The organism is Saccharopolyspora sp., from assembly GCF_017434145.1.
GTDB lineage: Bacteria > Actinomycetota > Actinomycetes > Mycobacteriales > Pseudonocardiaceae > Saccharopolyspora_C > Saccharopolyspora_C galaxeae.
Window position 1 is genome coordinate 1 of record NZ_JAFRFW010001010.1, and the last position, 8,526, is coordinate 8,526.

Annotated in this window: 5 protein-coding genes and 1 rRNA gene; 5 read left to right on the top strand and 1 reads right to left on the bottom strand. The window is 69.3% G+C overall.

Annotation, left to right across the window (positions count from 1 at the left end):
* Positions 1-65 precede the first annotated feature (65 nt).
* From rrf to IJH84_RS27570, 5 genes are all read left to right on the top strand, one after another.
* A 5S ribosomal RNA gene (rrf, locus tag IJH84_RS27550) occupies positions 66-183 on the top strand.
* A gap of 144 nt (positions 184-327) precedes the next feature.
* The gene (locus IJH84_RS27555; RefSeq protein WP_295150781.1) at positions 328-1,080 is read left to right on the top strand and encodes a type 1 glutamine amidotransferase; all 753 of its coding nucleotides are present in this window, start codon (positions 328-330) and stop codon (positions 1,078-1,080) included.
* 54 nt (positions 1,081-1,134) lie between these two features.
* Complete coding sequence (locus IJH84_RS27560) at positions 1,135-4,155, top strand: bifunctional [glutamine synthetase] adenylyltransferase/[glutamine synthetase]-adenylyl-L-tyrosine phosphorylase (RefSeq protein WP_295150783.1); 3,021 nt, start codon at positions 1,135-1,137, stop codon at positions 4,153-4,155.
* A 76-nt stretch (positions 4,156-4,231) separates the two neighbouring features.
* The gene (locus tag IJH84_RS27565) at positions 4,232-5,164 is read left to right on the top strand and encodes an NADP-dependent oxidoreductase (RefSeq protein ID WP_200071177.1); all 933 of its coding nucleotides are present in this window, start codon (positions 4,232-4,234) and stop codon (positions 5,162-5,164) included.
* A 733-nt stretch (positions 5,165-5,897) separates the two neighbouring features.
* Positions 5,898-6,764, top strand: a complete 867-nt coding sequence (locus tag IJH84_RS27570; RefSeq protein ID WP_200071178.1) for an SMP-30/gluconolactonase/LRE family protein — start codon at positions 5,898-5,900, stop codon at positions 6,762-6,764.
* A 93-nt stretch (positions 6,765-6,857) separates the two neighbouring features.
* Here the strand turns inward: IJH84_RS27570 and glnA are convergent, their stop codons facing one another.
* Positions 6,858-8,282 (bottom strand): type I glutamate--ammonia ligase, encoded by a 1,425-nt coding sequence (glnA, locus tag IJH84_RS27575; RefSeq protein WP_295150788.1) that lies wholly within the window; start codon positions 8,280-8,282, stop codon positions 6,858-6,860.
* Positions 8,283-8,526 lie beyond the last annotated feature (244 nt).

The window sequence follows — 8,526 nt, forward strand, 5'->3', positions numbered from 1 at the left end:
GCATAGTTGAATAGGTTTCACCTTTGGTGAGCACACCCGTAAGGGGTTTGGGTGTGTGTTGGTTTGTCGGTGGGTATAGCGGAGCGGGGTACGCCCGGTCCCATTCCGAACCCGGAAGCTAAGCCCTCCAGCGCCGATGGTCCTGCACGTGTGTGGGTGGGGGAGAGTAGGACACCGCCGACAATACTCGTAAATGGGGAAGGCCCCGGAACCACGGTTCCGGGGCCTTCTGCTGTCCGCGGCCGAGAAACCACAGCCACCGAGGTGGTTTTCGGGGCCTTCGAGGTCGTTCTACCGGGCGGGTTGCTGATCTCGTAGTGTCGCGGCATGGAGCGCGTGCGTTTGCTGGTCGTGCAGCCCTCGGAGATCGACCCCGTCGGGCGGCTCGGCAAATGGCTCGAAGATGCCGGGGCCGAACTCGACGTGGTGCGGCCGCCGCGGATCCCGGCGGCAGAGGAACTCGAGCAGTACCAGGGGCTGGTCGTGCTCGGCGGCGAGATGGGTGCCCTCGACGACCCGGATCATCCGTGGTTGGCGGACGTTCGTGCTCTGCTTAGCTCGGCTGTGAGTCGGCGGACCGCGGTGTTGGGAATCTGCCTCGGGGCGCAACTGCTCGCGGTGGCCACCGGTGGACGGGTCGCGGCGCGGCGGGACGGTGCGGAGGTCGGGACCTTGCTGGTCGCGAAACGCGACGCGGCCGCCGACGACTCGTTGCTCGGTGACTTGCCGTTGACGCCGGACGTCCTGCAGTTCCACAACGACGAGGTTGTGCGGTTGCCGCCGTCCGCGCAGTTGCTGGCGTCTTCGCCGAGTTCGGACAACCAGGCGTTCCGGGTCGGCCCGTGCGCTTACGGCTTTCAATTCCACATCGAGACCGAGCCCGATACCGTGCTGGACTGGGCGCGGCGGATGCCGGAAGCTGCCGAGCGCGCGCGTGCGGGGCAGTTGGATCCGGAGCACTTGGCGGCGTTCCACGATGATCTCGCGGAAAGCTGGGCGCCGGTGGCCGAGCGGTTCGTGCAATTGGCCGCGGCTCCGCCGGAGCAGCGCAATCCGACCCGGTCGTTGCCGTTGGCGTGATCTTCGAGTCGGTCGGGTGCCTGCTTTTCGCCGGGTCGGGCTACGGTGCGAAGTATGAGCAACGGCAGCTCGTCCCGGTCCGGTTCGGCTCCATCCCCGGCTCGGTACGGCTTCAGCGATGCCGTCCGGGCCGAAGAGCAGCTGCGCGCGATCGGCTGGTGGACGGACTCCGGGCCGGTCGCAACCTACGAGCGAGCCGTCGCGGCGCTGTCCCGCGCGGCTGATCCGGACTTGGCGCTGCATTCGATCGACCGCTTCCGAGAAGCCGCCGAATCCGAGTGGGCGCAGCTCGGCGACGAACTCGCGTCCGACGTGCGGCTGCGCGGTGGATTGCTCGGCGTGCTCGGAACGTCGGCGGCGTTCGCCGATCACCTCGTCGCGCACCCGGAGGATTGGCGGCGGCTGCGCAGTTCCGCCAATACAGCGGCACGCGAAGTGGAGGCGTGCACTGCGGAACTCCTCGCGCCGGTCCGGTTCGGCGACAGCACGCTGACCGGCCGGGACGCGGTCATCGCTCTGGGAGCCGGCTATCGCGGGCTGTTGCTGGAAATCGCTGCGCGAGACCTGGCGGGCGCCGTGGAACCGGAGCTCGAGTCGGCCGCGTTCGAGCAGGTCGCCGCGTCGTTGTCGGATGTCGCAGTGGCCGCGTTGCGGGCGGCGCTGGTGGTCGCCGAGGCCGAACTCGCCGGAGGAGAAGGCAGCGACGCCGCGGAGCGCCTCGCCGTGATCGCGATGGGCAAGACCGGTGGGCACGAGCTGAACTACGTCAGCGACGTCGACGTGGTGTTCGTGGCCGAATCCGAAGCCGACCTGGCGGGCGCGGGCAAGCTCGCGAGCATGATGATGCGGGTGGCCGGATCGGCGTTCTTCGAAGTCGATGCGGCACTTCGGCCGGAGGGCAAGGCGGGTGCGCTGGTGCGCACGCTCGACGGTCACGTGAACTACTACCGGCGCTGGGCGCGGACCTGGGAGTTCCAGGCGCTGCTGAAAGCCCGCCCGGTGGCAGGCGATGCCGACCTCGGCAGGCGCTATCTCGAGGCGGTGCGGCCGTTCGTGTGGACCGCCGCCGAGCGCGAAGACTTCGTCGCGGACGTTCGCTCGATGCGCCGGCGGGTGGAGGACCACGTTCCCGCGGAGTTGTCCGAGCGCGAACTCAAACTGGGACCCGGTGGTTTGCGCGATGTCGAGTTCGCCGTGCAGCTGCTGCAGATGGTGCACGGGCGCAGCGACGAGGACCTGCGCAGTCCGATCACCGTGGAAGCCTTGCGCGATCTTGGCGAGGGCGGCTACGTGGCCCGCGCCGACGCGGCTGACCTCGTCGAGTCCTACGGCTTCCTGCGCACGTTGGAGCACCGGTTGCAGTTGCGCAGGCTCCGGCGCACGCACCTGTTCCCGGCGATGGACGACAAGGACGAGCTGCACTTCCTCGCGCGCTCGGCGGGGTTGCGCTCCAGCGGCAGGCGCAGTGCCGGTGACGTCCTGGTCGCCGAGTACCGCAGGCACAGCAACCGGGTCCGCCGACTGCACGAGAAGCTGTTCTACCGCCCGCTGCTGGAGGCGGTGGCGAAGGTCCCGACGGACATGCTGCGGCTGACCACCGGCGCGGCAGTGCAACGGCTGGCCGCGCTCGGCTACACCTCGCCGGAAGGGGCGCTGCGGCACATCGAGGCGTTGACCGCTGGGGTTTCCCGCCGGGCGCACATCCAGGGTGCGCTGCTGCCGATGTTGCTGGACCTGCTCGCGGGGACCCCGGATCCGGACGGTGGTCTGCTGGCATACCGGAAGGTGTCCGAGGCGCTGGCCGAAACGCCCTGGTATCTGCGGCTGCTGCGGGATGAGGGCGTGGTCGTGGAACGGCTCGCGCTGCTGCTGGGCACGTCCAAGCTGGTGCCGGAGCTGCTGGTGCGCGCGCCGGAGGTGCTGCGGCTGCTTTCGGACACCCCGGCGCTGGCCGAGCGCGATCCGAAGGCGGTCGCGGTTTCGCTGCGCAGTGCGGTCGGGCGGCATGCCGAACCGGAGCGAGCGGTCTCCGCGGCGCGCTCGCTGCGCAGGCACGAGCTGCTACGCATCGCGTGCGCTGACCTGCTAGGGCTGATGCCGCCGACCGATGTCTTCCGGGCCTTGTCCAGCGTGTGGGTCGCGGTGCTGGAAGCCGCGCTGGACACCTCCATCCGCGAGATCGGAGGACGCGCGGAGTGGCAGACAGTGCCCGCGCGGATCGCGGTGATCGGCATGGGGCGGCTGGGCGGTGCCGAACTCGGGTACGGCTCGGACGCGGACGTGATGTTCGTGTGCGAACCGGTCGAGGGTGTGCAGGACACGACCGCGGTGCGGTTCGCGACCGCGGTCGTGGAGCACGTGCGGCGGCTGCTGGGCGCACCCAGCCAGGACCCGCCGCTGGAGGTGGACATCGACCTGCGTCCGGAGGGGCGCAGCGGCGCGCTGGTGCGGACGTTGGATTCCTACCTGACCTACTACCGGCGCTGGGCACAGGCTTGGGAGGCGCAAGCGCTGCTGCGCGCTCGGCCGGTGGCCGGCGATCCGCAACTCGGCGAGGCGTTCTGCGGCGCGATCGACCGGATCCGCTATCCGGAGGGCGGCCTGGACGATGCGAAGGTCCGGGAAATCCGCCGGATCAAGGCCCGGGTGGATTCGGAGCGATTGCCGCGCGGGGCGGATCCGGCCACGCACACCAAACTCGGCCGCGGCGGCCTCGCCGACGTGGAGTGGACGGTGCAGCTGTTGCAGCTGCGGCACGCCCACCAGCACCCGGAGCTGCGCACGACTTCCACTGTGGACGGAATCGCGGCTGCGGTGAAGGCCGGGGTGCTGTCCGGGGACGACGCGGAGCAGCTGATCGAAGCGTGGACGCTGGCGATGCGCTCGCGCAACGCGGTGATGCTGGTGCGCGGCAAACCCGGGGACCAGCTTCCCAAGCAGGCCAGGGAACTGGCCGCGTTGGCGGCGGCGCTGGGCTACCCGGCGAGCGTGGACACCGGTGAAGTGCTCGACGACTACCTGCGGGTCACCCGGCACGCCCGTGCCGTCGTGGAGCGGGTGTTCTACGAGGACTGAGCCCGGTGTGCCGCTGCTGCCCGAGGGGTAGTCCGTGGGCCGGAATGCCGACTGATCAACTGTCGTTGGACGAGGTATGAAGGCTGTTTCGCTCACCGAGTTCGGTGACCCCGACGTGCTGTCCGTGCAAGAGCTTCCCGACCCGCTGGTGGGCCCCGATTTCGTGCTGGTGCAGGTGCGTGCGGCCGGGGTGAACCCGGTCGACTGGAAGATCCGCCGCGGCTATCTGCAGGGCGTGCTGCCGCATCACACGCCGTTGATCCCCGGTTGGGACGTGGCCGGTGTGGTCAAAGCGGTCGGCCCTGCCGTGACGGGCTACCAAGTCGGTGACGAGGTCGTCGCCTACGCCCGCGAGGACCACGTGCAGAACGGCACCTACGCCGAGCTGGTCGCGGTGCCGGAGCGTGCGCTGGCGCGCAAGTCCCGCGCGCAGTCCTTCGAGCAGGCTGCCGGGCTTCCGCTGGCCGGGCTGACGGCGTTGCAACTGCTCAACGCGGTCGAGGTGGGTGAAGGCGACACCGTGCTGGTGCACGCCGCGTCCGGCGGCGTCGGGCACTTGGCCGTGCAGATCGCACAGGCACTGGGTGCGGCTCGCGTGCTCGGTACCGCGTCCGAACGCAACCACGACTACCTGCGTGAACTCGGCGCCGAGCCGGTGACCTACGGCGAGGGGCTTCCCGAGCGGGTCGCCGAGCTGGTCGGCGGGGACGGAACCGTCGACGCCGCGGTGGACTTCATCGGCGGTGCGGCCCTGGAGGTTTCGCCGCGGCTGGTGCGCGACCCGGCGCGGCACGGTTCGGTCGTGGACACCGAGGTGCTGAACCAGGGCGGGCGTTACGTGTTCGTGCGCCCGGACACGAGTCAGCTCAATTGGCTCGGCGAGCTGGTCGACACCGGGCGGCTGCGGGTGGACCTGCAGCAGACCTTCCCGCTGGAGCAGGCCGTTAAGGCGCACGAGCTGCTGGAGGAAGGGCACGTGCGGGGCAAGCTCGTGCTCACCGTCGGCTGAGCTCCGGTTGCGCGGCAGGCCGCCGGAGTTTCGCGGTCGATGCCGCGCGGCTGATCTCCGCAGGCCTCCGGTCGGGCGATGATCTCCCGGTTGGTCGCGCTGTCGCCGACCGACCGGGAGATCTGCGCTGGGGGTCGATTCACCGTGCGAACGGGTCGCTGCCCGATATTCGCGTCCACAATGGGCAGTTGTGCGGCTTTCGCCGTGCTCGGTGCCGGTGTTTCCGGTGGCGGTCTGTTCGGCGAGTCTCGCCGGTTCTGGATTTCGGCTGCCGCGCCGCCCGTTCGGCAGCGGTTCGCCGCATATTCGCGATTATTCTCAGCGGGTGTCGCCGCAGCCGCGGCTGAATTCGTCCGCGGTGCGAAGGCTCCGCAATTCACGCGGCCGATGCCCTTGCTGCACGTGCAAATGCATTGTTGTGCGTTTTGCACAACGCTGCGCACGCCCGGCGCCGACGAATTTCGCCGAACCGGCGGGCCGCCGGTCCGGTTCGTGGTATGCGCACTGCAGACCGCCGCTCGGCGGCCGGCGCGCGGGAAAGTGGCGAATCGGTTGCTCCGTGGAGACCACCGCGAAAGTCCAATGCTCCCGGCGATTGGCAATCACCGCGGGTTTTCCGCGAATACTGCCCGTTCGGAGGTCTGCTCGCCGCTATCCTGGCGGTAACCTGCTGCGCACCGCGAAAGGGCGCGCGCACGAACCGGCGGCCGCGCGGTCCGAATAGGAGTGCATGGTGTCCGAGGACTTCGAATTACTCGTCGATCGGCAGGCGCTTTCCGGCGCCGGCCCGCTGTGGATGCCCACGTTGAATTGCCTGTACTGGGTGGACGTCCTGCGCAGAGAACTGCACACCTACCACCGGGATTCCGAGGTGGACGAGGTGCAAGTCCTGCCGGGAGTCGTCACGGCGCTGGCCGCCACCCGCAACGGCCAGCTCATCGCGGCCGCCGATCGCGGGTTCGCCCGGTTGTTCCCGGGCCGGGCGGCGCTGGAACCCATCGCGGGCGTGCAGGCGGGCGACCGGATGAGCGCAGGCGCCTGCGATCCGGCGGGCAGATTCGTGGCGGGCACGCTCACGCACAGCCGGGAGGCCAAGCGCAGCGCGCTGTACGTGCTGGACGGCACCCGAGCCAGAGTCCTCGTCGACGGGCTCACCCGCTCCGGCGGCATCGGCTGGAGCCCGAGCGGGACGACGATGTACGTCGTCGACACGGTCGCCCGCGTGATCTGGGCGTTCGACTACGACGTGGAAGGCGGCCGGGCAGGCCGGGGCCGCCGCTGGGTGGTGTGCGCCGAGTCCGAAGGCCATCCGGACGGGCTGGCGATGGACAGCGCGGGCGGCGTCTGGGTCGCCATGCGCGGCAGCGGGCGCATTCACCGCTACGCGTCGAGCGGTGATCTGGAGACCGTGCTGTGGGCACCGACGCGGCGCATCACCGGCTTGGCGTTCGGCGGGCGGCGGCTGGACGAGATGTACGTGACCTCGGCGTGTTCCGGCTACGACGAACGCGCGCTGGTGGCGGACCCGTACGCGGGCGCGCTGTTCCGCTTCCGCCCCGGATCGGCGGGCGGCCAGCCGGTGCCGTGGAACGGCACGTGAGCGGGGAAGCCCGCAGACGAGCCGCGAGGCCCGGAACGCGAAACGGGCCGGGAAGGACTCGGTCCCTCCCGGCCCGCGGCAGCGGTGGTTCGATCACACGTCGAAGTAGAGCGCGAACTCGTGCGGGTGCGGACGCAGCCGGATCGGGTCGATCTCGGTCTCGCGCTTCAGCGAGATCCAGGTCTCGATCAGGTCCGGGGTGAACACACCGCCTTCGAGCAGGTACTCGTGGTCGGCCTCGAGGTTGTCGATGACCTGCGCCAGGTTGTCCGGCACCTGCGGGACGCCCTTGGCCTCCTCGGGCGGCAGCTCGTAGAGGTCCTTGTCGATGGGCTCGGCGGGCTCGATCTTGTTCTTGATGCCGTCCAGCCCGGCCATCATCATCGCCGCGAACGCCAGGTACGGGTTGCCGGACGGGTCCGGGCAGCGGAACTCGACGCGCTTGGCCTTCGGGTTGTTGCCGGTGATCGGGATGCGCATGCAGGCGGAGCGGTTGCGCTGCGAGTACACCAGGTTGACCGGCGCCTCGTAGCCCGGCACCAGCCGGTGGTACGAGTTGATCGTCGGGTTGGTGAACGCCAGCAGGCTCGGCGCGTGGTGCAGGATGCCGCCGATGTAGTACCGCGCGGTGTCCGAGAGCCCGGCGTAGCCGGCCTCGTCGTGGAACAGCGGCGCGCCGTCCTTCCACAGCGACATGTGGCTGTGCATCCCGGAGCCGTTGTCACCGAACAGCGGCTTGGGCATGAACGTCGCGGTGCGGCCGTCCTCCCAGGTGGTGTTCTTCACGATGTACTTGAACAGCTGCAGGTCGTCCGCGGCGTGCAGCATCGTGTTGAACTTGTAGTTGATCTCGGCCTGGCCGCCGGTGCCGACCTCGTGGTGCGCCCGCTCGACGGTGAAGCCCGAGTTGGTCAGCTGGGTGGAGATCCGGTCGCGCAGGTCCGCGAAGTGGTCGTACGGCGCGACCGGGAAGTAGCCGCCCTTCATGCGGGTCTTGTAGCCGCGGTTGCCGCCTTCCTCGTCGCGCCCGGTGTTCCACCAGCCCTCGACGGAGTCGACCTCGGCGAAGGTCTTGTTCGGGCCTTCGCCGAACTTCACCGAGTCGAAGATGTAGAACTCGGCCTCGGCGCCGAAGAACGCGGTGTCGGCGATGCCGGACTCGGCCAGGTACTGCTCGGCCTTGCGCGCGATGTTGCGCGGGTCGCGGCTGTAGGGCTCCAGCGTGAACGGGTCGTGCACGAAGAAGTTCAGGATCAGCGTCTTCTCCGCGCGGTACGGGTCGACGCGGGCGGTGTACGGGTCGGGCAGCAGCAACATGTCCGACTCGTGGATCGACTGAAAACCTCGGACCGAGGAGCCGTCGAAGGCCAGCCCTTCGGTGAAGGTGTCCTGGTCGAAGGCCGCGGCGGGGACCGTGAAGTGCTGCATGACGCCCGGCAGATCGCAGAACCGGACATCGATGTACTTCACGTCCTCGTCGGAGATGAAGCGCAGGACCTCGTCTGGATTCTTGAACACCCTCGATGGCTCCTTAACGCATCTGGTGAACTGCTCACCGGCGGGCGTTCGTCGAGCTCACCGGCTCGATGCCCACGTTATGCCGCCGGTGTTGCCCGGTCATCACCCCGATGTTTCGCGGCTGTTAACGACCCGCCGAACGGGTGAGCGCGACTGCGGAGGGCGGCCGCCGACCGGCTCCGTGCGGGCGGCCGTAGGCTTGCGGGGTGACCATCTTGTCGCGCAGGTCGGCGAAGTGGTCGTA